Annotated in this window: 17 protein-coding genes; 12 read left to right on the top strand and 5 right to left on the bottom strand. The window is 45.1% G+C overall.

Annotation, left to right across the window (positions count from 1 at the left end):
* Nucleotides 1-498 (bottom strand): AbrB/MazE/SpoVT family DNA-binding domain-containing protein (locus EO95_RS02435; RefSeq protein WP_156163954.1); only part of this gene is annotated, 498 nt, incomplete at its 3' end.
* Between the two features lie 780 nt (nt 499-1,278).
* On the opposite strand from EO95_RS02435, the gene EO95_RS18130 reads away from it, so the two are divergent.
* The 3 genes from EO95_RS18130 to EO95_RS02425 all read left to right on the top strand — a co-directional run bounded on the left by EO95_RS18130 (nt 1,279) and on the right by EO95_RS02425 (nt 5,044).
* Nucleotides 1,279-1,926 carry a PAS domain-containing protein gene (locus EO95_RS18130; protein WP_082098678.1) on the top strand — a complete coding sequence of 216 codons (648 nt, stop codon included), beginning with the start codon at nt 1,279-1,281 and terminating at the stop codon, nt 1,924-1,926.
* A gap of 141 nt (nt 1,927-2,067) precedes the next feature.
* Nucleotides 2,068-4,194 (top strand): GAF domain-containing protein, encoded by a 2,127-nt coding sequence (locus EO95_RS02430; RefSeq protein ID WP_235282826.1) that lies wholly within the window; start codon nt 2,068-2,070, stop codon nt 4,192-4,194.
* A gap of 49 nt (nt 4,195-4,243) precedes the next feature.
* Nucleotides 4,244-5,044 (top strand): winged helix-turn-helix domain-containing protein, encoded by an 801-nt coding sequence (locus tag EO95_RS02425; RefSeq protein ID WP_048131810.1) that lies wholly within the window; start codon nt 4,244-4,246, stop codon nt 5,042-5,044.
* 223 nt (nt 5,045-5,267) lie between these two features.
* Here EO95_RS02425 and EO95_RS02420 read toward each other — a convergent pair whose 3' ends face one another.
* Nucleotides 5,268-6,086 (bottom strand): hypothetical protein, encoded by an 819-nt coding sequence (locus EO95_RS02420; protein WP_156163953.1) that lies wholly within the window; start codon nt 6,084-6,086, stop codon nt 5,268-5,270.
* Between the two features lie 92 nt (nt 6,087-6,178).
* A complete protein-coding gene (locus tag EO95_RS02415; RefSeq protein ID WP_156163952.1) occupies nt 6,179-6,661 on the bottom strand; it encodes a hypothetical protein in 483 nt (160 codons plus the stop codon).
* A gap of 526 nt (nt 6,662-7,187) precedes the next feature.
* On the opposite strand from EO95_RS02415, the gene EO95_RS02405 reads away from it, so the two are divergent.
* Entirely contained in the window at nt 7,188-9,092 is a 1,905-nt protein-coding gene (locus EO95_RS02405) for a uroporphyrinogen decarboxylase family protein (protein ID WP_048131802.1), read from the top strand.
* A 59-nt stretch (nt 9,093-9,151) separates the two neighbouring features.
* Here the strand turns inward: EO95_RS02405 and EO95_RS17400 are convergent, their stop codons facing one another.
* Complete coding sequence (locus tag EO95_RS17400) at nt 9,152-9,307, bottom strand: hypothetical protein (protein WP_156161221.1); 156 nt, start codon at nt 9,305-9,307, stop codon at nt 9,152-9,154.
* 179 nt (nt 9,308-9,486) lie between these two features.
* Here EO95_RS17400 and EO95_RS02395 point away from each other — a divergent pair, with 179 nt between their 5' ends.
* From EO95_RS02395 to EO95_RS02350, 8 genes are all read left to right on the top strand, one after another.
* Nucleotides 9,487-11,421 carry a hydantoinase/oxoprolinase family protein gene (locus EO95_RS02395; protein WP_048131798.1) on the top strand — a complete coding sequence of 645 codons (1,935 nt, stop codon included), beginning with the start codon at nt 9,487-9,489 and terminating at the stop codon, nt 11,419-11,421.
* Between the two features lie 476 nt (nt 11,422-11,897).
* Nucleotides 11,898-12,098, top strand: a complete 201-nt coding sequence (locus EO95_RS02390; protein ID WP_048131796.1) for a hypothetical protein — start codon at nt 11,898-11,900, stop codon at nt 12,096-12,098.
* Nucleotides 12,099-12,162: 64 nt separating this feature from the next.
* Nucleotides 12,163-12,876: a winged helix-turn-helix domain-containing protein gene (locus EO95_RS02385; RefSeq protein WP_235282825.1), complete on the top strand. Its 714-nt coding sequence runs from the start codon at nt 12,163-12,165 to the stop codon at nt 12,874-12,876.
* 880 nt (nt 12,877-13,756) lie between these two features.
* Nucleotides 13,757-15,652: a uroporphyrinogen decarboxylase family protein gene (locus EO95_RS02375; protein WP_048131792.1), complete on the top strand. Its 1,896-nt coding sequence runs from the start codon at nt 13,757-13,759 to the stop codon at nt 15,650-15,652.
* Nucleotides 15,653-16,192: 540 nt separating this feature from the next.
* Nucleotides 16,193-16,393, top strand: coding sequence for a hypothetical protein (locus tag EO95_RS02370; RefSeq protein ID WP_048131790.1), 201 nt, complete (start codon nt 16,193-16,195; stop codon nt 16,391-16,393).
* Nucleotides 16,394-16,803: 410 nt separating this feature from the next.
* Nucleotides 16,804-17,823, top strand: a complete 1,020-nt coding sequence (mtaA, locus tag EO95_RS02360) for a methylcobamide:CoM methyltransferase MtaA (protein WP_048131786.1) — start codon at nt 16,804-16,806, stop codon at nt 17,821-17,823.
* Nucleotides 17,824-18,239: 416 nt separating this feature from the next.
* Nucleotides 18,240-19,904, top strand: a complete 1,665-nt coding sequence (locus tag EO95_RS02355) for a methylamine methyltransferase corrinoid protein reductive activase (RefSeq protein ID WP_048131784.1) — start codon at nt 18,240-18,242, stop codon at nt 19,902-19,904.
* A 43-nt stretch (nt 19,905-19,947) separates the two neighbouring features.
* A complete protein-coding gene (locus tag EO95_RS02350; RefSeq protein ID WP_048131782.1) occupies nt 19,948-20,304 on the top strand; it encodes a DUF6951 family protein in 357 nt (118 codons plus the stop codon).
* A 96-nt stretch (nt 20,305-20,400) separates the two neighbouring features.
* Here the strand turns inward: EO95_RS02350 and EO95_RS02345 are convergent.
* The coding region (locus EO95_RS02345) for a PKD domain-containing protein (protein ID WP_048131779.1) at nt 20,401-23,391 on the bottom strand (2,991 nt) is incomplete at its 5' end.

The following is a 23,391-nucleotide window of genomic DNA, read 5'->3' as shown; positions in this document are numbered from 1 at the left end:
AGATGTGTATAAGAGACAGGTCATGGAGTCCTCAAGCATGGAAAGAACAAGCCCATACATGTTTTTGATTACACGGCTTAGAGGAAGGTCGTTGTAGTTCAGGAGGCACTGGAAGACAAGCTCGTTTCTAGATTCTTCCACAAGTTCCAGACCTATAAGTTTCTGGCGCACAGAGTCCTTTATAAACTTGCGGTCATAGGCGCTGAAACCCTTTTTAGTGGTCAACCTGATTACGTCATAACCTACCAGATAATGTGAAATAAGGATTCTCAGGTTGTTTTCCGCACTATCGGAGTGAAGGTAATCTATAGTTGCCTTAAGGGCAGAATGTTCTTTTGAAACCACACTGGAAGAAACCAGCAGGGTTTTGTTAGGCATGGGTGTAAGAGTAAGTGTGTCTCCGGCCTCAATCCCTATATCTCGGACCCATTTAATGGGAAGGGACACTATATAGGTAGAATTTCCGGTAAACTGGACTTTTCGTTTATCCTTGGTAATAAATAAGCCCCCTGAGGAGTTACTAATGAATCGTACAGAATCTATATAGACAAGGGGGATATATAAATGTATCCAGAAAACCGAAGCTCAAAATAAGAAATAAACCATGATTTTGTCGTCTAAGTATAGTATATAGGATTAAGTATGAATCATAGAAAAACATAGAATTGCTTAAGGTATTACCTACAATTTGTGTAGAAAACAGGGTTTGTAAAAAAATACGTCTTTCCATAAACTCCCTTTACTGGGAACTGAAAACGTCTTTTCTCAAGAAAGAAGGGCTGTTCAGAGATTCTTACTGAAAATAAAGTTGTTGTAAAGAAAAATCAGGCAGTCCATCTTTACATTGTTGATGTTTTAAAATAATATCCCGGTTGATCAAAGACTGAAGAGAATTACAAGAGAAGTAGAGAAAAAAAAATCGAAAATAAAAAGAAATGAAATTTAAGCTAATATAAGTATAGATGAAAAATAAAAAAAATAAAAGAATAAAAAGATAAATAAGCCAGTACTTCCATTTTATTTGAAAAGAACTCAGTTTTTTAAATACAGGCAACTCCTGAGTCCCAAAACAGAAAATTCTCAGGGCACTCAGCCATGGAAGTGGAAACCCGCCTTAAAGCACTTTTGCAGGTATATCCCGTACCCTTAACAGTATAGTAGCTCAAAACCAGTGGTTTACGTAGAGTTTGTTCCCTTAACCCTGAACAGGTCAACATTTCAAGTCTATAGTTCATGGAAATGGGTAATCCATAAAATTAAAATGAAGGAATTGGATCGATGAAACAATTCGATATAAATCTGGAATCGCTTATAAATAGCAGCCCTATAGTTATTTTTTTGTGCAAATCAACAGGGAACTGGCCTGTGGAACTTATCACGGAAAACGTCTGGCAGTTCGGCTACGCAGTTGAAAACTTCATCTCCGGAAATATCCGGTATCTTGACATTGTCCATCCTGAGGATATTGAAAGGGTAAAATCTGAGATTGCCGGATGCTCGGAAAAGGGATGCACTGAGCTGACACAGGAATACAGAATAGTGACAGCTTCGGGAGAAACGCGCTGGGCTGAGGTCAAGGTCCTGATCAGGAGAGACGAAGACGGAAAAGTTAGCCATTACCAGGGCACTCTCTGCGATGCTACCCAGCGCAAAAAGGCCGAAGAGTCGATGCAAAAGGCGCTGAAAAAGAAGAATGAATTAAAAAACATCATCAAGAGCAGCCCCGTGTTTGTATTTCTGTGTAAGCCAGAAGAGGGCTGGCCCGTTGAATTTGTCTCTGAAAATATCACAAAGCTGGAATACACCACTGAAGATTTCACCTCTGGAAAAATAAAGTTTGAAGACCTGATACACCCTGAAGACCGTGAAAGAATCCGCGCCGAAGTGGCAAAGTTTTCCAGAGAAGGATATAAGGACTGCACCTAGGAGCATCGGGTCCTGACAAAATCAGGAAAAGTACGATACATAGATGACAGGACCCTCATCAAAAGGAACGAAAAAGGAGAAATTACCCATTACCAGGGAATCGTTCTGGACATCACCGAGCGCAAGCTTGCTGAAGAGATAGTGAAAGGACAGAACCTGGTGCTCGGGCAACTGGCTTCAGGAGCTCCACTCGAAGAAGTGCTTCTCCTTCTTATTCAAAATATGGAAAAGATCAGACCAGGCTCTATATGCTCGGTAATGCTGCTTGACCGGGAGAAAAAGCATCTCTTTTACTGCGTTGCTCCGGGACTTCCTGAGTTTTACAGGCAGAGGACTGACGGAATCGAGATTGGTTTTGGAGCGGCTTCCTTCGGAACCGCAGCCTTCTTGAGAAAAAGGGTAACCGTAGATAATGTAATGGAACACCCCTACTGGACTGAATACAAGGAGCTTGCAGCTGAGGCTAGATTGAAAGCCTGCTGGTCAGAGCCTTTAGTTTCATCCTCCGGAGAAGTCCTTGGTGTTATTTCCATGTACTACAGCGAAGTGCACAGGCCAGAAAAAGAAGACCTGGACTTTATGAAAACAAACGCCCAGCTAGCAGCCATTGCAGTTGAGCATAAGCTGGCAGAAGAGACCCTGAAAGAATCCGAACACAAATTCAGGACCGTCTTCAACAACATCAATGACCAGCTGTACATCCGCGAGCCCGAAGGAAAAAATTACATGGACGTAAACCAGGCAGTGGTAAAACGGCTCGGATACGAGAAGGAAGAGATCCTGAAAATGGAAGCCGAAGAGATCATTCCTGCCGAGTACTGGGACTCGGTCCGTGAAAATCTAAAAAAGATCCGGAGCGAGGGGTCCAGGGTATATAACTCAGGAGCTGTCTGCAAGGACGGCACAGTTGTCCCCCTTGAAGTCAGCGCCAGAATTATTGATTACGACGGAAAGAAAACGATCCTCTCGGTTGCCAGGGACATTACCGAGCGCAAAAAAGCCGAAGCTGCACAGAAACTTAACGAATCCCGGCTTGAAGCCCTTGTAAAACTTAACCAGATGACAGGGGCTTCCTTAAAAGAAATAACAGACTTTGCCCGCGAAGAGGCAGTCAGGCTTACAGGCAGCAAACTCGGGTACCTCGCTTTTATGGACGCCTATGAGACCTCTCTGATTATGCATTCCTGGTCAAAGAGCGCAATGGAAGAATGTGCAATCGAAGACAAGCGCTTTATCTACCCGGTAAAAACAACAGGTATCTGGGGAGAGGCAATCCGGCAGCGCAAGCCCATTATAACCAATGATTATACAGCTCCGAGTTCCCTGAAAAAGGGATATCCGAAAGACCATGTGCATCTTACCCGCCATATGAACGTACCGGTTTTTGACGGGGACAGGATAGTTGCAGTTGCAGGAGTTGGAAATAAGGATGAGTCATATGATGAATCCGACTTACGCCAGCTAACCCTTCTCATGCAGGGCATGTGGCAGCTTATCCAGAGAAAACAGCTTGAGGATGCCCTTAAATCCTATTCAGAAGACCTGTCAAAAGCCAATGATGAACTCAGGTCCCTTAACAGGATAAAAGCGGAATTTATGGCTGAAAGCCTTCCCCAGATAAAGGTAGATTACAGCGACCTTATGGATTTCGAGACAATGGAGACTATCGAAGACCAGCAGCAGAAAGCTATAGACGCCGTAATCAACAGTTCGGAGCGGTTGAAACAGATGGTGGATTCCCTGCTCTACCTGAGCCTTGAACAGGCAGGAAAGATCGAGTACTCTTTTGCCGAAGTAGAGATAAAGAAGATACTCTCGGATGTTTACCTTAACCTGGTACTCCTGATAGATGAAAAAGAACTGAAGGTCGAAAAGGAACTGCCTGCAAACCTGCCGCCTATTCGTGGCGACAAGCAAAAATTGACAGACCTCTTCACAACTCTCATGGGCAATGCCATCAAGTTCACACCTCACGGTGGGACACTGGAAGTAACAGCCATAGAGGAGGAAGAGAACATCCACATAACCGTAAAAGACAGCGGAACAGGCATCCATAAAAGACTGATCCCCCACCTTTTCCACAGAATCTATCAGGTTGACGATTCCATGACCCGCAGGTACCAGGGACTTGAATCGGGGTTCTATATCTGTAAAAACATTGTCAACGCCCATGAAGGGGAAATCTGGGTAGAAAGCGAGGAAGGTTCGGGAACCACGGTGCATGTAAGGCTTCCAAAAAAGAACTTTGAAACCGGAAATGTGAATTAAATATAATCGAAGTTGAAAAATGTTCAAATAAAGTGGCTGGAGATTTACGATGAAACTGGAACTACTGGGCACTCTTTTCCTTTCGGACAAAAGGAAAGACCTTCTTTTGCTGCTGATGGAGGAACCCCGAAACATTGAAGATATAAAAAACATACTCAATGTGACTTCAAGTGCGATTATGACCCAGATCAAGATCCTCATCAGCCAGGGGCTTATCATTCATGAGGACGACCTTTACAAACTTTCTGATATCGGAAAGGTGGTAGTTAAGAAAATGAGGCCTCTTCTGAACACCCTTGGCGTGTTTTCAGAGCATATGGATTACTGGGAAAACCACAATATAAGCGCAATCCCTGTCCCCCTTCTGGACCGAATAGATGACCTCGGGCACTGCGAATTCATCGAACCCGACCTTGACAGGATGTATGAAATCCCCCAGAAAATCGAAGAAAAGCTGACCAGGTCAACCCATGTTATGGAAGTTTCCTCTTATTTTAATCCTGCTTACCAGTCAACCTATGTTGAACTGGTGAAAAAAGGAACTGACGTATCTCTGATAATCACAAAGCCGGTATTCGAAAGGCTGAGAAGGGAATACAGCACATCCCTCAGGGAATATCTGGACAGAGACAATGCAAAAATCTTCGTCTGCGACTGCCCTGTAAAAGTAGCCTCAAGTGTGGTAACAGACCATTTTCTGGCTCTTTCCCTCTTCTATAGAAACGGGATATACCACAACCATGCAATGATGAGTATGGAAAAAACAGCCCTGAAATGGGGAGAAGACCTCTTTTTGCATTACATGAAAAATTCAAAGGAGATAAAAGAAATCGAATTTGAGAAAGCCTGAAAGCTTCATCAGGAAATTAAACTCTACAGCACATGAAGAGATACAGTACTCCATAAGGAAATACAACATTCCAGAATATGATGTATGTGGATCGAAACCGATTATCTCCAGCCTCCTCTTTATCGATCCACTTAACCATCTACAAATTCCAGTCAATCAATTAACTAACAAATCCGCCCAGTCTATTAAAAAAGGGAAAAAATAAGGAAACTGTAGATACCTGTCACCAGAAACCTTTGCCATACTCGAACTCAACCTCATCGACTTTTTCAGGAGGGAGCCCCAGGTCTGTGAAGATCCTTTTAAATACGGCTCTGTACTCTTTTTCAGGAATTTTCTTTCCAGAACTATCTGATCTGAGAGAGATATAGAGACGCACACCCCCCAGCCTGTCAATATGGACCGTATAAGTGCTTGAACCTTCCTTAAAACTTATTTCTGCAGCCTGAACAAAATAACTTATAGACCCTATTTTTTCGCTGCCATTGTAGAATGTTTCTGTACTTCCACCTTCTCCTGCCGAGTTTTCCGCATCAAAAGTCGAACTGGTAGATTCCTCTAAGAGATGTCTGCGGATTGCTGCGATATCAGGATATCTTGTTATGGTTACCTGCTCGAAAAAGATGTCATTTACCCCCCAGTTCTCTGCCGGGAGATACGCTTCAATTTCCTTTTCATTCATACCATACATGATTTTGAATTTTTTGACCACCCATTCTCTCTCAGGAAGATCTTCCGGTCTGTACTTTGCAAGGGGGTCTTCATTCCAGAAGGAAAAGGTTGAATCTCCATTATTCAAAAAAGATATTGAAAACCAGGAAGAGTTTGAATAGTAAAGATCCATCGAGTTTACCCGAAAATCCGAACCGAGTCTCGGATCAAGCCCTTCAATAACTCCGGGATGCAATCCGCCGGGCCCGTCATTTATACTATAGCCGTATCCGGCTCCTTTTGCACTGGAAACCGCATGAGTATAATATGTGGGGGAGCCAAGATTAACACCATTTGAAGAGTAAAAAGCCTGGTCGTAATAGGTTAGCATAAAAATAAAGCCACTAAATAATACAAATGGGATCAGCAAAACAGAGATAAGAAGTAGTGTTTTCCGATTTTTAATCATTGACTCACTCCAGTTCAGAACGTTCCAACTTCCCCTTCTTCTCCAATGAAAAACACCATACCAAGCGCAGGCGAAGGGTCTTTTCCTTCTTCGAAAACGGAGACTTCAACATGATATGTTCCCGGACCAGGAACAGCTATCTGTACTGACTGAGGAAGCATAGACCTGCCTTTTATGTAGTCAAGTTCTACATTTTTTGTTGCCAGTTCGCGGGAGGAGGACGGCTCAGCGGAGTCAGTCTCCTCTAATTTAAACCGAATCAGAAGAGCCGAACTATCCGCTTTGTCTGCATTTACAATGTAGGCGGTCACATTCAGGACATTTCCAGTCTCTCCGCTGACAGGTGTCGAATATTCTTCAGATAAAGACATCACTTCAATATCTTCAACAGAGACAGAGGAGCGTTCGCCTCCATCGGGAGCCACACAACCGCTAACAGCACTTAAAACCCAGCACATGAAGATCAGAAATAAGGACACTTTCATGCATTTATTCAAAAACGCTCCTCCTTAAGATCTGGATTTGACTCATAATAAAAGGGAGTTCCTTTATTATTACTTTTTTAATTTATCATGATTTTGGATAAGTTTGGAGACTCGCATTTTGAGAGAGTTCATTGTTTTTCCATTATATCCTGACCTATCAGATCCCCCTTCCCGGCTGATCAGATCCCCCGATGTGATCAAAGGCTTTGATCAGATGAGAGCCCCTGATAAAATGAGAGTACCACACGAGATCAGGCAACTCCGTAAAATTGGGTCAAACAACGAGATCATGAAGGTTAACAATATCAGGAAATAGTACTGGATCAGAGGGATTTATAATATCAGGAGAATTAGCAGAATTAAGCATCAAGAGAGATGTTAACTGCGTTAATCAAATCTCTGCGTTTATGTTATATGTTTTGCAGTAAATGTATCATTGGAAGTTAACAGTCATACAGAGGCTTACTGAGCAATGAGCCTTAATTGAGCTACTTACTGTTAACCAGGGAATAACTGTAAAAATGGAGGAAGTTTTTTTATGGCAGCAGATATCTTAAACCAATTAGCGGAAGCTGTCGTCGACGGAGACGACGACCTTGCAGAAGAACTTGCACAGAAATCACTGGATGACGGCGTTGATCCCTACAACGCGATCGTCAATGGGCTGGCAAGAGGAATGGCAATTGTCAGCGACCAGTATGAAAAGGGAGAAGCCTTCGTACCCAACCTGCTCCTTGCCTCTGGCGCAATGTATGCAGGTATGGACATCCTTACCCCTTACATGAAGGCAGCAGAATCAGGCCTACAGGCAGTGGGTGTTATAGGAACCATTGAGGGAGACGTGCACGACATCGGAAAGAACCTCGTAAAGACGATGCTCAGTGCCGGTGGTTTCAAAATGATCGACCTGGGAGCAGATGTCCCGATCGAGAAGTTTATCGAAACCGCAAAAGAGAACAAAGTCGACCTGATCTCAATGAGTGCCCTGATGACCACAACCATGACCAATATGGAAAAGGTCATTGAAATCCTCCAGGAAGAAGGCATACGCGACTCCATGGTTGTAATGGTAGGAGGTGCCCCTGTTTCCGAAGAGTATGCCACAGGAATCGGGGCTGACTCAACCCACCCTGATGCAATGCACGCAAGCGCCTGGGCATCCGAAGCCATAAAAGAACTTGAGCCCAAAGACGCAAGGTGGAGCGAAGTGAAGGTCAACCTTGGAAAGATCAAATACAGGGAAATCCTTGCAAAGAAGGTAGTCTCCGAAAAGGTCGACATCGGGCTTGAAACTGCAAACAAGATCAAGGAAGAATTCGAAAGCATCGGTGTAAAGAGCAAGGAGGAAATGACCCACATCGACAGGACCGTATCCGCCATGTCCGACAAGAAGGTCGACCGCCTGCCTGTCTACCCGCTTGCCTGTGGTGTGCTCAGGAAGTTTGCCGGAGTCAACTACAGGGACTATGCCACAAACGCAGAAGCTTTCACCCAGAGCGCATTCCTTGGTTCAAAGTACCTGGACCTGGACATGTTCGTGGGCCTTGCCGACCTTTCAGCTACATCCGCTGACTTCGGATGTAAGATCAAATACCCCGAAGACGACACCCCGTCCTCCGAAGGGCACATTAAAGACTATGAGAAGATTGAGGTCCCCGAACTTAAGGAAGGCACCCGCGGCTACGAACTGGTCATGGCCTCAAAGATGGCAAAGGAAAAACTCAACAAGGAACTCAACACCCCCTTCATCGGGTTCCACGAAGGCCCATTGCTTACCCTTACCCAGCTGATGGGTGCAGACCGCGTACTCATGGACATGAAGACCCAGCCGGATGTTGTCCTTGAAGCTGTCCAGAAGTGTACCGACTACATCTGCCAGCTCTCAGAGCTCTTCTTCAGTGAAGGAGCCTGTGACGCTCTTTGTATCGACAACCTCTGGTCAAACAATGTGATTATGAGTGAACAGGACTACTGGAAATTCGACGGAAAGTTCGTCTACGACCAGCACATACCGCTCTTTAAGCAGTATAACCAGCCGTATCTTATCCACAACTGTGCTGACGCAGTGCACTTTGAGACCCAGATCAAGAAATTCGGCACCGCCCTCTACAGCTATGCCTACTATGAGAAATCCAGGGAAAAGGGATCCCAGAACTATGCAGACCTCATCCCCAAATATGGAGACACCTGCTGTATGATGGGAGAAGTTAACCCTGTTGAATTCATGGACGGATCGGCAGCCGGTGTGCAGAAGGTAAAGGACGACACAAAGGTCCTGCTCCAGAACGCACTCCCTGTGCTGAAGGAGAACGGTTTGCAGTCCAAGTATGTTATGTCTTCTGGCTGTGAAATCCCACCAGGCGGCCCCCTGACAACCGTGCAGGCAATGGTTAACACCGTAAAGGAGCTTGGCCCGGAACTTCAGAAACAGATAATGGGGTAAACTCTCCGTAATGGGGTGAGATCACCTCCCCCATTTCGATTAAAATCTGGACAGAATGTTTAATAATAGAATTCAGAGCCTAAAATAAGAGAAATCTCCATAAAACCTGTAAAATCCAGAAAAAACAGAAAAACATCCACAAGCAAGTAAAAACCATATTCTAACCTCCAGAAGGGTGGAGTTAAGACGATTGGGTCTTCTCCATCCTTTTCCATTATAAAAGCCGCAAAGTAAAAACTGTAAGATCTTTTTTGAAAAAGGTTTTTGCCTTTGAAATTATGTCGGGCTCTCAGGGTTGTGAGAAAGCAGAGGTAAGGTTGGCTAGAAATGTTAGAGACAGGGACTGAAGTAGATGAGAGAAGACCAGCCATAGAAGTTGCAGAGGAGGAATGTAATGTATCTGGGACTGGGCATTGATACTGGTGGAACATATACCGATGCCGCTATTATGGATATGTCAAACGGAACCGTTATCGAGTCGAATAAAGCGCTTACAACTTATCCTGACCTTATAAGGGGAATAAAGAATTCAATTGAAGGGCTGAACCCGGATGACCTGAAAAGGATAAAATTCGTTTCTGTTTCTACAACTCTTGCTACCAATACCACTCTTGAGGGTAAAGGCTACCCTGCAGGGCTGATCCTTATAGGGCACACTATCCCGAAAAAACTTGCCAGCAATTATGTAATATCAATAGGAGGAGGCCACGATTCCGATGGAAACGAAATTGCTCCTCTTGAAGACCTGGAAACCGTAAAAGAATTTGTAAGGCAGATAAAGAACAAAGTAGCTGCTTTTGCAGTTTCCGGTTATTTTGGAGTCAGGAACCCGGAACATGAACTCAGGGTCAAGGAATTAATTCAGGAAATAACTGACATGCCTGTTGTTTGCGGGCACGAGCTTTCCATGAGCCTTGGGGCTTACGAAAGGGCTGTGACAGCTCTCCTGAACGCCGAACTGATCCCGGTAAGCAAGCAGTTTATCAAATCCGTCCAGGCTGTAATGGAAGAAAAGGGGATAAAGGCAACCCTGATGATGATGAAATGCGACGGGTCCCTGGTCCGCATCGAAGAAGCCCTGCAAAAGCCTGTAGAATCAATCTTTTCCGGACCCGCTGCAAGCCTTGTGGGAGCCGCCCACCTGACAGGCCTGGACACCTGCGTGACAGTGGATGTGGGAGGCACCAGTACCGATATTGCCATGATTTCCAGAGGCATTCCCGAGATCAGCGATACTGGGGCAAAAGTAGGAGGCTGGAAAACAATGGTAAAAGCGATCAGGATGGATACCTCAGCCCTTGGAGGAGACAGCCTGGTCTGGATTAAGAGAAAAACCTACCTGGGGCCCACAAGGGTGATCCCTCTCTGCCTGGCCGCTTCAGAGTTTCCGGAGATTCTGGAGAAACTCGAAAAAACCGACACTCCAAAAGAAAGCATTATGGATGAGATTATACAGCCAACCTCATTTTTCATAAGGAACGGGGTGAATTCCCCTGAGCTTCTTAGCGGGGAGCTTGAAGAAGATGAGATTGCAATAATCGAACACCTGGGGACAGAGCCTCTTTCGGTATTCGAGATCTCGGAAAGGATTGGAAAACATCCGCTTATGTTCGCAGGAACTTTGAAGAACTTAATCCGAAAAAGGCACGTAAGCCAGATAGGGTTTACCCCAACCGATGCCCTGCATGTGCTCGGGGAATATTTAAGATGGGACGGGAGAGCTTCCTTCATAGGCGCTAAAGTCCTGGGAAAGAATCTCAAAAAAGGAGCGGAAGAGTTTTCAGCCCAGGTTAAAGCTGAAGTCGTAAGAAAACTCACCCTTGAACTGGTCTCCTTCTTTGCAGACGATCTGAAGAAAGAAGACGTTGAAAAGATGATAGGAAAGGAGGCTTTCCTTAAATTCCATATAAAGGTCCCGGTGGTACTTGTAGGAGCTCCGGTGAGAGCCTACCTTAAAGAGCTGAATGAAGCAGTGGATGCGGAGATCCGGATTCCTGCATTCCATGAGGTCGGAAATGCCGTTGGCGCTCTTGTAGGAAAAGTAATCCACAGGACAGAGGTCCTTATCCGCCCGACTGCCGCAGGAAATGCAGCATATTCGGTTTTCTCTGAGCTTGGAAAAGAAGTTTTTGAGGACTACGGAGAAGCCCTGGATTACGGGCTTAAGCTCAGCCACAGGCTGGTCTCGGAATATATGGACAGTTACGGCCTCGATATGGGCAACGTGGAATTCGACCTGAAAAAGAATGATGTGGGAAGCATTGGAAAATCCCCACTGGAAACCCGCCTGGTTGGACTCGGTGTAGGAACAACCGCAAAACTGGCATAAGAACGTATTTTGGAAGAGCGAGTTTTGGCACTGGAATGCAGAAGATAGGAGTAGTTTCCCGGGAAATAAACGGCAGGGATTGCAGCAAACGGGGAAAAGACATGGCAAGTGAGCTAAAAACACCAACAAGCCCTAAATAGAAAGTCAGGCCGGAAAAAAGAACATATAATACTTTTCCTGGAGGGTACAGGTTTGCCATTTTAAGGTGCCTCCGGGAAAGAAAAGTATATATCCAGAAAACCCCTCAGGGAAGACGGCTCAGTGATCTTCCTTTGTAATCTTCTTTTAAATCTTCCTTTATTATCGAAGGCAAAACTCCTGAGATAGGATAAGAAGAATAGATCCCTGAGAAATAGAAGTGATCTGAAAAACATACCCCTGGAAAAAACAGGCCCCTATAAAATCAAAATCCCCCTGTAAAACCGAAGACCTTCGTGTGAAACCTCAAATTATGTTATATGGAGTTAGTCCCAAAGTTGAGGAAAAATACCGTTGCCCTGATGATTGCTATTGTTGTTGCAGTTGAAATCTGCCACATCCGGAGATTAAAATATAATTCGACTGGTTCAGGAACTGCCCGGTCAATGGCGATTCTTAATCGCTGCGGTATAAAAAGGACTATAATGCTGAGAGGAATTACTTTTTATAGTGTCCCGGGGTACGAGGCTAGAAGTTGATATTATGACAGGACTTATAGATTTAATTTTTTTTTCTGAAAAAAGGAAGGAAATTCTGATCCTATTGGCAAATGGACCAAAAAGCGCCGATGAAATCAAAGAAGGACTTCATGGAGACGTATTTTCTATAATGCCACAGCTAAAAAAGTTGAAAGACATGGATGTCATTATCCAGAAAAGGGACACCTACGAACTCTCAGACATAGGAAAAATAATTGTTGAAAAAATGCTGCCCTTAACTGGTCTCCTTCAGGTTTTTGAAGGAAACAACAATTACTGGTCAAAGCACGACAGAAGGCCAATCCCTGAGCATCTGATGAAGAAAATACATATGCTTGGAAAATGCAAACTGGATGAGCCTGACCTGGATCACCTCTTTGAATTCCCAAAAGACCTGAAAGAAATGTTAGCCAGGTCCGAGAAGTTAAGGAGCTTTTACTCATTCTTTTGCCCCGAATGCCCTTCAATTCAGGCAACCTGTGCAAAGAACGGAGCAAAAGTGGACCTGATTCTGGATGAAAAAGTATACGTAAGACTGAAAAATGATTTTAAGGACACATACAACTTGCTGCTTGAAAACAATGTTTCACTCTATATTTACAGGGGAAAAATAAAGCCTTCTTCCTTCATAATTTCAAATGAATTTATGATGCTGAAACTCTTCGGAAAGGAAGGAGAGTTTGATCACAGAAATATAATGAGTTTCAACAGCAGTGCCATTGAATGGGGAAACGAACTTGCTGATTACTACATAGGACTTTCGGAAAAAGTAAATTAAACAAAAAAGGCGGTGCATTCAGCTGCAACCCCCAGGAGCTGATTATTTGTGCCTCCGCCAACCATCCCAAATAGATAGTTTTCACTTGCTTTTATGTGACTTTTTCCTCTTTTTTCCTGAAAATCATCAGAAACTTCAATGCAATCGGAAGTTTTCCATCCTCCACTGTAATTAATATCATGGAATTAATTTCACAGAATTAATATCATGGAATTAATTTCACAGAATTAATATCACTGCTCAATAAAGATTGAGTCATGCACAAAAACAATACCCTCAAATATTTCGAGGTAGAGTTATTTTTGAAGGCATCTGTTTTTTTGAACCTGGCAATTCAGCGAGAAAAACTTTTTTCACCCCTCCACCAAAAGCTCTCATTTACTAATTTTCTTTTTCTCCAAAATGTCCTGATTGAACAATTTCCCTGCTCTCCCTGAAAGCCCTCCTTTACAAATTTTCCGGCCCTTCCTGAAAGGGCTCCTTTACCAGAGAATAAGGCATCCTGAAAAGGGAGCAGCTGAAAACTTAAACATACCCGCAAAACAGGAAAGGCAAAAAAATAAGAGCACGACAAAATATTTGCAGATTAGACAAAAACAGCATCGGCTATGCTATATAATATTGAATAATACTATCAGAATGTAAACAACCATAGTAGAAAGATGACCATCCGGAGATGGAAGAGCAGCTATTTTCAGGCATACTGACGAAAGATCGTTAGGTTGGAGAAATAGCTACTGGATAGGCATCAGGTACTGGATAGGTATCAGTAGCTCTATGGAAAAATTAAGGACAGGAATCCTTTGGATATCCTGCCCGAAGCAGTAAAAACAGGATGCCAGGATCTGGCATATCTAATCCTGAAAAATGGAGGTTTAATATGGCAAAAGAAGAAATTTTAAGCGCTTTAATGGATGCTGTCGTCGAAGGAGACGACGACCTTGCAGAAGAATTCGCACAGAAAGCTCTTGACGAAGGAGTCGACGCATATGAAGCGATCATTGATGGTCTCGCAAAGGGCATGAACGTGGTCAGTGACATGTACGAGAAGGGAGAAGCCTTCGTCCCCAGCCTTCTGCTCGCAGCAGATGCAATGTATGCAGGTATGGAGATCCTGACCCCTCACATAAAGACTGACGCAACCGCTGTTCCAAGGAACGTCGTCGTTGGTACTGTTGAAGGTGACGTGCACGACATCGGTAAGAACCTCGTCAAGACAATGATCACCGCTGCAGGCTACAATGCAATTGACCTCGGTGTCGACGTCCCACTCGATAAATTCGCAGAAACTGCAAAGGAAAATAAGGCAGTTGCAATCTCCATGAGCACCCTGATGACCACCACCATGGGCGGCATGGAAACTGTTATCGAACAGCTTCAGGAAGCAGGCCTCAGGGACTCCCTCGTAGTCATGGTCGGCGGCGCACCCATTTCCAGGGAATACGCAGAATCCATCGGAGCAGATGGCACAGCCGGTGACGCAAGCGGAGCAGTCGAAAAACTTGCCTCCCTCCTCAGCGCACTTCCTGCCGATACATGGAGCGAAGCCTCAGTTTCAGCAAGCAAGATGAAGTACAAGGAAATCCTCGCACAGAAGGGCACCAAGGAAGACATCGACGTTGGGCTCATCACCGCAGAGAAGATCCTCGCAGAGTACGACTCCGTTGTACCCAAGTTCAATGAGACCATGACCAAGAAGGAAAGGTTCGTCTCCGCTTTCCAGGACAAGAAGGTCGACAGACTCCCTGTAGCACCTCTCATCTGCGGTCTCTCCAGGAAATTTGTACCCTGCACCTATGCAGACTACTCCACCAAGGCAGAAATGTATGCAGCCAGTGCAGTCGCAGGTACCAAGTACTTCAACATTGACAACTTCGTAGGCCTTACTGACCTCTGTGTTGTCGCAAGCGACTTCGGTGCAACCATCAGAGTCCCTGAAGAAGACACCCCTGCAGCAACCGGTCACCTTGAAGACTACGAAACCATGGAAATCCCCGAAATCAAGGAAGGCACCCGTGCATACAACCTTATTCAGGGTAACAAACTCGCAACCGAGAAGGCAAAGGCAATTGATGCACCTATCACAGCCCTTTTCGAAGGCCCAATGGTAGCCCTGACCCAGATCATGGGAGCAACCCGTGTCCTCTCTGACCTCAGGACCAACCCTGACGTTGTCCTCAAAGCCCTTGACCAGACCACCGAGTACTGTAAGGAAATGGCCAAGATGATGTTCGAGGAAGCTCAGCCCGACAACCTCTGTCTGGTAACCCTGTGGACCAACAACATCATCCTCGGCGCAGACGAATACATGAAGACCGAAGGAAAGGCCTTGCAGAACGTCTTCGCCCCACTCTACAAGGAGTACAACAAGCCAATGGTTATCCACAACTGTGCAGATGCCCCTCACTGGGACCTTATGAGCAAGTGGAACACCCAGTACTACAGCTACACCTACTACCCCGAGCAGGTGAACAAAGGCTCCAAGGACCACAAGTACCTCATTGAGAACTACGGCAAAGATGTCATGTTCGGTGGAGAAGTTAGTCCGATCGCATTCATGGACAACAGCCCCGAAAACATCACAAAGATCAGGAACGAAACAATTGACCTCCAGAAGAGCGTCCTGAACACTCTCAAGGAGAATGGAATGCAGTCCAAGTACGTGATTGCAACCGGTTGTGAAGTCCCACCAAGAGGTCCATGTGACACAGTAACTGCCCAGTCCTACACTGTAGCAGAAACCGGTCCGGAACTCTACAAGAAGATCATGGGATAAACCCACTGATATTACCCGGTCAAAAAAGGCAATGTAAAAATTGCTGTTTGAGGGGACGGGCATTTTTGTCCGTCCTCTTTTTTATGAAACTTTATGTATTTCCGGAAGCTTTCCGGGCCTTATTAAGAATGACACTTGTATAAGTGAAATTAATTCTGCATATTCCGAAAAATAAATCCAGCGAAATCTTTATACATTAAGTCAAATCTCCATACATTAGATCACAGATAAATAATTCAAATAAAATATCCACACATTAAGTCAAAACCCCATATTTTAAATTAAATAGTCACACATTCAGTTAAACCTATAGAATTCAAAGAAAATAGAATTCAATGGGATTTCCACACTCTCTCCACACGAAGTCCTGAATTACAAGGTAAAATATCACGCTGATGACAATGCCCATCCCTCTCAAAAGGCATTGTTATCCAATCTCCAAAAAAGTGAGTAGACCAGAAAAACTTCCCTAGAACACATATTTGCCATTTTAACGTGCCTTAGGAGAAGTAAAGTCTAAATCCACGGAAAAACGGTTCAATGCTCTCAGCCTCAAACCTCCAGGCAGGAGAGGGCAATGAGCCGAAAAAAAAATCAGGAAAGAAGCACTGTTCAAGCTCTGTTGCCATTTTAAGAGCTGAAAAAGTGCTGCCAATCCTGAAAAACCTCCAAAAGATCGGCATGCCCCGGAAACTGCAGGAATCCTCCGAGCAGGAAAAGGGGCAGAAATCCGATTATTGATAATAGAACGTCAACGTTACCCGACAGTCCAGGGATCTTTTTTCTCATGCTCTGTTTCCTGGCAGGGTTTCATTCTATCCACTTCAACACCTGTATAAATCCATGAATCTCTTTTAATCCATGAATCTCTTTTAATCCATGAATCTCTTTTAATCCACAAATCTCTTTTCTACAAGCTTTGTTTTGTGAGACTCTCTGAATCTTATTTTTACAAGCTTTGTTGCCATAGCAAAAGAATGGGCTGAAGGCGCATATTTGTCTTCAGAAAAAGCATTTCTGCATGGATTTATATAATTTGTACACAGATATTTTAACTGAAAAATATAAAAGTGATCCAGCCTGTAATAAATATCCAGAAGAAGCCAATTATGAGGCTTAAGTAACAAAAGGATTTTTGATGGCAGGTTTAAATGGCAGATCCAGACCTGAGAGACCGTTTTCTGAATACCCTGACAGGAAAAGCTGTGGATAAAGTGCCAGCTCTATCGGTTACCCAGACCGGGACCGTAGAACTCATGAAAGAGAGTGGAGCTGCATGGCCTGAGGCTCACTTTGATGCGGAGAAGATGGCAGCTCTGGCACTTTCAGCCCACACTTTTGCAGGCCTTGAAGCCGTACGCTACCCTTTCTGCCTCACTGTGCTCTCGGAAGCCATGGGATGCAGGATTAATCAGGGAAGATACGATATCCAGCCTTCTCCGGGGTCTCACCCTTTTGCAAAGGAGCCGGAAAAACTTGAGCTTCCCTCAGACTTTACGGAAAGAGGAAGAATACCACTGATTTTTGATGTGACTTCCATCCTGAGGAAAAAAGTAGGAGAAGAAGTTCCACTTATAGCAGGTATGGAAGGTCCGGCATCCCTTGCTTCAAGATTGATTGGTACGTACAATTTCCTTACCTGGACACTTAAAAAGCCCGAAATATTAAAAGAATGCCTTGAAGTCACAAGAGCAGTCTGTTCCATATACACAGAAATGCTTTACGAAGCCGGAGTAGATGCTGTCTGCATAGTTGATGGGATAGCAGGGCCTGACACGCTTGACCCCAGACATATGGATGCCCTTATAAAACCGGAGTATGAAAGGTTCTGCAGGTCAGGAAAAGGAATAAAACTCATACATGTCTGCGGGAACTCAACCTCTATCCTTAAAACTCTTTCAAGATGCGGTTTTCAGGGGATCAGTATAGAAGAAAAAGTAACCGACCTGCGAGCTGCAAAAAAACTTGTTGGGGGAAAAACAAGCCTGATAGGAAACCTTTCCTCTTCAGGAGTAATGCTAAACGGAACCTGCGAAGAAATAGAAGAAGAAGCCAGAAGATGCCTGGAGGGAGGAATTGATATTCTTGCCCCTGGCTGCGGGATTGCCCCGAAGACCCCTATAAAAAATATAAGAGCACTTATTGAAGCGAGAAACGAGTATTATAGATAACATTATAAAATAAATAACATTGCAAAAGAAATACATTGCAAAAATCAGAAGTTTTTATTATTACGATCCTTTTTTTACGAAGTTTACTGACAAATATGTTGTATATGCCTTAAAAGAAGGGCCTCCGGAAATCAACCCCCCGGAAAAATCAATGCACCCTCAAAAATCAGCACCCCTGCTAAAATCAAGACCCTTCACGACAAGCCCCGAATTATGTTATATACATTTAAGACTAAAACTTAGTTAAAGACAAATTAAATAATAGTGAAAACGCTGCGCAGCCCATTTCACTCCCTGGATTATATCCAGTCCATAACAGCCTGATACAGCGGATAGGCTCCAATTTATTTTTTTTCAATTTTCAATCGCTGCAAGTGAAGTAAGAATTTTCAATCGCTGCAAGTGGAGTAAGAAAAATGTATGGGATCGCACTTGACCTGGGAACCAGCGGCTTTAGAGCGCAGCTTATAGACCTGGAAACAAAAAAAGTAGTAAGAACCGCAATGACGATGAGGCACCCTCTTCCGGGGGGCAATGTGATCGACCACCTGGACTTTGCCCTTGAAGTAGGGGAAGATATTGCAAACAATATCGTACTGGACGCAGTAAAGAAGATCATTGAGACCCTGAATGCAGATCCAGCTAGCATTAAGAAACTGGTGGTATGCGGAAACCCAATCCAGCTTTCCCTTTTCCAGAACTCTGAAATAAGAGACCTCGCCTTTGCCGGAAAGAACATGCAGAAAAGGCTTGGAGTCGAGAATGTGGACAGGAGTGCCAGGATCTTTCCGGCATCCGAAATTTTCAAAGGTGTTCTGGACCTACCGAATTGCGAAATAACCGTACCTCCGGCTATCGCCCATGAGATAGGAGCCGATGCCCTGGCGATGATGATCGAAACCGATTTCCTGAACCAGAAAGAGGTCTCCATTGTCACTGACTACGGCACGAATGCAGAAATGGCAATAAAAGTAGGGGACAGGATCATCACCGGCAGTGCGGCTGCAGGGCCTGCCATAGAAGGGCAGGGAATCAGCTGCGGGATGATTGCAAGCCCCGGTGCGATTTCAGACGTGAACTCCGAAGGAGAATACTGGCGTCTTACGGTCCTGAATGAAAAGATGGAAAGCAAAACCGGAGACCTTGTAAACCCGGTTACTGGGGAAATCCTTGAGAAGGGCGAAATCGAAGCTGTAGGTATTACCGGTACAGGCGTAATTGCAGTTATCGCAGTTGCCATGGAAACGGGCCTTATGGAGCAGCCCCCTAAACTGCCCAACGGGAAGCTGATCCTTGGAAAAGACATAGAAATCACCAGCGAAGATATTTCCGAAGCCGGAAAAGCTATAGGGGCAATCCACGCAGCCCAGCTTGCACTTATTCTGGAAGCCGGAGTAACCTTCGAAGAGCTCGAAAACGTCTACATGTCCGGAGCCACCGGAACATACGTGGACTGCAAGAAAGCCAGGAAAATCGGCTCCTGCCCGGATTTCTCAAGAAAAGCCGTACAGTTCGGAAACACTTCCATGGCCCTTGCCAGGGAAATCCTCCTGGACGAGTCCAGGCTCAAAGAGGTCATCGCCCTTGCCGGAACTATAAAAGCCGACCACCTGATGATGGCGACCAGCGAGACCTTCAAGAACATCTACACCTGCGAACTTTCCTACTGGACCGAGGGCATGAACATGAAACTGTACAAAAAGTTCATGAGAATGTACAAATATCCCCCTCTCCCGGAACCCGTAGAGAATGCAGTGCTGGAAAAAAGGGCAGCTAAAGATATCGAGGAAACAGGAAATGTCCCGGTAGAGATCGTAGAAGACGTGGGGATCACCCTCGAAGTCCCTGTGGAAGGCTGCCTCTACTGCAAGCGCTGCAACGAGGAGTGCCCGGAAAATGCCCTTGTAACCATCGAGAAAAACGGAAGTTTCTTTGCAAGCTGCAGGACTCAGGACTGCCTTGGGACAAGCTGCAGGCGCTGCGTACGGGCCTGCCCGATAAAAGCAATAGACTTCAAGAACATCGCAGCTCTGAGTGTAAACGGACTTCAGAGAGACAGTATGACCGGCGGAGTATATTGAAAGGAAAACTCTAAAAACATATCAAATAGCAGGGGCTTTGAAAATGATAAAAATAAATGTATCTTCCTGCATGTGCGGTTTTAGCCATACGATAATGGGAAGGGTGAAAGGAGACAGGATTATCATAAAGATCGATACCCCCTGCGAAAAATTCAAAGAACTCACCTACCTGGAATTCCCTCTTCAGGGACTGCCCGAGAATCAAAGTAATCTCACCCTGGAGATGGAAAGACAAACGGACTGCTCCCTCGAATGTACTAAGGAATGCGCCATGGACTGCACCCGGGGATGCCTTATTCCCCATGCAGTGTTCAATATCTGCAGAATAGAAAGGAAGCTTCCGGAAACGCCTATTCTTGAAAGTACGGAATACACAGTTTCAGAGTGCAGTGACTATTGATAAGTGACTTCCCAAGAATGATGCATTGAAAACTGGATTATTTTTCAGGGCTAAAAAAGTCAGGAAGGAATTAATTCCTTCCTACTAAAATTCGAATTATTTTTTCTCTTTTGTCTGCCGGTACACCAGGTATGCCCCTATAATAAGGAGCAAGAACAGAATCGATATCGAGAAACTGATCTTGTGCCCGGTTTCCTGCCCGCTGACCCCTTCCTGATCAAGCTCCGTGGTGTTCTGCCCCTCTTTGTCAACATCAAGCTCTCTTGAACCCGAAGCACTATTTTCTCCTGAATCATCAGATTCTCCCGAAAGAGCAGAGTCCGTATCTTCATTCCCGGCATCATTGACATTTCCATCCTCAGCTGCCGAAGAAGCAGGAACAATAGTAGCCGAACCGGTCCCATGACCTCCCCTCTGTGGAGTGGAGACAGGTGGTGTGGAGATATTCTCGCCTGTTATGGAGAACGGGGAAAAGCCCGGAGTCTCTGCACGGAAATAGTAATATTTTGCATCTGAACCGGTCTCCCAGGTATTAAGAAGCTGCCATTCCCCATCGTGGTATCTGTTCAACCGGACAGTACCCGGAACAACTTTTTCCATCCAGGACCTGCTGACTCTGAAATCAATAAACTTTGAGTCGGAACCGGTCTCATTCATAACCGTATGGTTGCTGAGGTGAATGTTCATGTGCTGGTAAACATCACCTTCAGGGTTTTCTGAAACCTCAGACGCCCTATCTTTCAGGACTTCGACAAAAATGGAAACATTTCCGGCTGAAGAAGCATTGAAAGAGACTCCGAGGATGCTGTTGTCACCGGTATTGTCCGGGTCCTCCGTGAAATCAAAGGTCACAGATTCGTTCCTCTGTACTTCCCTGACCGGCAGCACTACCGTGTTATTGATATTTTCTTTGCTTTCCGCGGAATCTGTGATAATGAAATTCCAGGTATGGTTTATAGCAGCACTGTCGTTTGAAACTCTGGTGGTTACGGCATACTTGCCCGCAAAGAGACTGCTGTTTTCAACACTTGTGTAATTGTTCTTGAAATCCCCATTTTTCCAGAGAGCTTCCGGGGAGAGGACAAGAGACGCATAAGCATTATTTTCCGCATTCCCTTCAGAGGACTCTTTCCCGTTCACGTACCAGGTGAAATTACAGAGCATATGAGTTGAGATGTTGAACTCCTGGTCAGGGTCTCCCACGTGCAGCAGTTTCAGAGCTTTCGGGTTATAGTCAGCAATCGGGGTGACTGTGACCTCGTTTTCACCTTCAACGGATATGGATACCAAATCTTCTGCCGAAACGTTCCCTTTGATTTCGAAGATCCCAAAGTCCGAATCAAACGGAGCTTTCAGAGTGTAAATCAGCTGCCTGGACTCGCCTGTCGAACAGTTTTCCCAGACCCATTTATTGGAGGACGAGTCGAATTCAGCGCCTGCGTTGTCTATGGGAATCAGAGCCCAGCCCGCAGGAATATCTTCGACTACGGTAAGGTCCCTGAGGTCCCAGGCAGTTTCAACGGAAAGGTTTACAGTAAATTCCTCACCGGGATAAACGCTTGTTTTAGATAGATTCCTCTCTGAAATTACCGGATGTGCCAGGACGTTGATGCAGTCCTCCACAACCTTCGTATCATTTCCATAAGCGTTGGAAACGTACAGGGTCACATCATAGCTTCCCGGAGTTTCATAGGTATGGACCGGGTTTTTCCCGATGTAATCGACCTGCCCGTCCCCTTCAAAGTCCCATTCCCAGGAAACGGCATTGTAAGACTCATCGGTGAAGCTTACAGTCAAAGGCGCAGGGCCTCTGATAAGGCTTGCCGAAAAGTTTGCTGCGGGAGGGAAGGGCTGTATTGTGACATTGATGAAGTCTTCAACGGTCTTATTTACCGTTGTCCCGTTTCCGCTTGCATCCAGAGTGACATTATAGAGGCCGCGTTCCTCGTAGGTGTGCACAGGATTTCGTTCATTTGAGCCGCTCCCGTCCCCGAAGTCCCATTCAACTGATTCGGCATAGCTTGAATTATCCATAAACTGCACAGTCAGTGGATAAGGGCCAGTGGTCACGTTTGCGCCAAAATCAGGGATTGGGAGAAGGGTGACGTTGACGTAATTTTCAACTGTCTTTGTTACGGAAGTCCCGTTGCCGGTTGCAGTCAGGGAAACCGAATACAGGCCAGCAGCAGAGTATGTATGGATCGGATTGAGTTCATTTGAGCTATTCCCATCACCGAAATTCCATTCAAGGGTTTCAGCGTACTGAGACTCATCAGTGAACTTAACTGTCAACGGGAAAAGTCCTTCAGTAATGTTTGCACTGAAAGCAGGAACTGGAGGAATGGTCACATTGATGTAACTATCAATGGTTTTAGTCACTGAAGTTCCATTTCCGGTTGCGGTAAGGGAAACAGTGTACAGACCAACTTCCGAATAAGTATGAACAGGATTCAGGCCAGTTGAACTGCTTCCGTCTCCGAAGTCCCATTCAACAGACTCAGCATACTGAGACTCATCAGTGAACTGGACTGTCAGCGGGAATGTGCCGTCAGTGATGTTGGTACTGAAGTCAGGAACAGGAGGAGTTGTAACATTAATACAGTCTTCAACGGTTTTTGTAACGGATGTTCCATTTCCCGTTGCTGTAAGGGAAACGGTATACAGACCAGCTTCCGAATAGGTATGAACAGGATTCAGGCCGGTTGAACTGCTTCCGTCTCCGAAATTCCACTCAACAGATTCAGAATACTGAGACTCATCAGTGAACTGGACTGTTAACGGGAATGTACCTTCAGTAACGTTTGCGCTGAAAGAAGGAATGGGAGGAATTGTAACAGTGACGTAATCGTCAAAGGTTTTTGAAACTGAAGTATTGTTTCCTGTGGCGGTCAGGGAAACGGTATACAGACCAGCTTCCGAATAGGTATGAACAGGATTCAGGTCAGTTGAACTGCTTCCGTCTCCGAAATTCCACTCAACAGACTCAGCATACTGAGACTCATCAGTGAACTGGACTGTTAACGGGAATGTACCTTCAGTAACGTTTGCGCTGAAAGAAGGAATGGGAGGAATTGTAACAGTGACGTA

This window comes from Methanosarcina sp. 1.H.T.1A.1, from assembly GCF_000979295.1.
Taxonomy (GTDB): domain Archaea; phylum Halobacteriota; class Methanosarcinia; order Methanosarcinales; family Methanosarcinaceae; genus Methanosarcina.
The sequence above is the reverse complement of the archived record's forward strand: the minus strand, read 5'-3'. Positions and strand labels throughout refer to the sequence as shown.

What these genes read in the sequence shown, in the direction of transcription:
- EO95_RS18130 (WP_082098678.1), top strand. Translation starts at nt 1,279, where the DNA reads ATGAAACAATTCGATATAAATCTGGAATCGCTTATAAATAGCAGCCCT.
- EO95_RS02425 (WP_048131810.1), top strand. Translation starts at nt 4,244, where the DNA reads ATGAAACTGGAACTACTGGGCACTCTTTTCCTTTCGGACAAAAGGAAA.
- EO95_RS02420 (WP_156163953.1), bottom strand. Translation starts at nt 6,086, where the DNA reads ATGCTAACCTATTACGACCAGGCTTTTTACTCTTCAAATGGTGTTAAT.
- EO95_RS02405 (WP_048131802.1), top strand. Translation starts at nt 7,188, where the DNA reads ATGGCAGCAGATATCTTAAACCAATTAGCGGAAGCTGTCGTCGACGGA.
- EO95_RS17400 (WP_156161221.1), bottom strand. Translation starts at nt 9,307, where the DNA reads ATGGAAAAGGATGGAGAAGACCCAATCGTCTTAACTCCACCCTTCTGG.
- EO95_RS02395 (WP_048131798.1), top strand. Translation starts at nt 9,487, where the DNA reads ATGTATCTGGGACTGGGCATTGATACTGGTGGAACATATACCGATGCC.
- EO95_RS02375 (WP_048131792.1), top strand. Translation starts at nt 13,757, where the DNA reads ATGGCAAAAGAAGAAATTTTAAGCGCTTTAATGGATGCTGTCGTCGAA.
- EO95_RS02370 (WP_048131790.1), top strand. Translation starts at nt 16,193, where the DNA reads ATGCTCTCAGCCTCAAACCTCCAGGCAGGAGAGGGCAATGAGCCGAAA.
- mtaA (WP_048131786.1), top strand. Translation starts at nt 16,804, where the DNA reads ATGGCAGATCCAGACCTGAGAGACCGTTTTCTGAATACCCTGACAGGA.
- EO95_RS02355 (WP_048131784.1), top strand. Translation starts at nt 18,240, where the DNA reads ATGTATGGGATCGCACTTGACCTGGGAACCAGCGGCTTTAGAGCGCAG.
- EO95_RS02350 (WP_048131782.1), top strand. Translation starts at nt 19,948, where the DNA reads ATGATAAAAATAAATGTATCTTCCTGCATGTGCGGTTTTAGCCATACG.